Raw genomic sequence first — 1077 nt, 5'->3', positions numbered from 1 at the left:
AATTTATGTAAGGAGTTTTTTCTTGAAACTAAGTTGTTATTAAAAGATTTAATTAAAAAATATTTTAAAAATAAGTTTTCAACTTTTTATTACTGAGCAAATAAAATTTTACTTGCATATGCAAATAATAATTTTGAAGATTTATTATTAAAATCAACAGTTCCTAATAATATTAATTATCAATATAGTGATGATGTTCGCGAAAATATCTGTGATTTATATTTTGAATATTGTAATAAACACGCTGGGGGTGTTTTATCATTGTTTTATAATTTAAAAAAAGGAATTCATGGTGAAGAATTAAAAAATAAAGCACCTAAAAATTTAAAAACATTTTTTCGTTGACTTAAAAAAGATAAGCGTTGATTAAAAATAAAAAATAAAATTAAAGAAATTAAAAGACAGCATCCAAGATATGAAGTTAAAGAATTAGGATTATTACAAATGGATGCTAAATATTTTATGCCAAGTAAATTTCCGGTTGATAAAAAGTATTATGTTTATGATTTTATTGATGAAAGAATGAGAGGAGTATTCGGTTATATTTATGATAAATTATGTACTGAAAATGCTATTGATGCTGTTAAAAGAGCAATAATTGATTTTAAAAAAATATTTGGTATTAAAATAACACGGATTAGAACTGATAACGGTTCTGAATTTATTAATAGTTATCGGAATAATCAAAAAAGTAGTGTTAAAGAAACTACTTTTACTCAATTTTTAACAGATAAAGATATTTTGCATCAGACAACACCGGTTCGTTCTCCACAATCAAACGGTAAAATTGAAAGATTTCATCAAAATTATACTAAGTTATTTGTATTTGATGAAAAAATATTGGATGCAGTTAGTTTACAAAATAAATTAAATGATTACTATTATTTTTATAATTTTGAAAGAGTACATAAATCTTTAAATTTTCAGACACCATTTGAATTTTTAACTAATTTAACTAAATAATTTTAAATTTATAAANTNTTATTTAAACTATTTTTTANNTTNTTNNNNTNNNNATNTNNTGATTTTGCAATTGGAACTTGTTCATCTGTTGATTTATCATTAATAGTTTTTGTA

At 21.4% G+C, this 1077-nt stretch carries 1 protein-coding gene; it reads left to right on the top strand.

Annotated elements, in window-relative coordinates; all coding sequences use genetic code 4:
* Positions 1 to 963: DDE-type integrase/transposase/recombinase (locus TS70_RS08775; protein ID WP_198049795.1), on the top strand; the 963-nt coding region annotated here is incomplete at its 5' end.
* Between the last annotated feature and the right edge of the window lie 114 nt (positions 964 to 1077).

Origin of the sequence: Spiroplasma sp. hyd1 (assembly GCF_016082235.1) — a bacterium.
GTDB classification, from domain to species: Bacteria; Bacillota_I; Bacilli_A; order Mycoplasmatales; family Mycoplasmataceae; genus Spiroplasma; species Spiroplasma poulsonii.
This window is presented reverse-complemented; position numbering and strand designations above follow the sequence as displayed.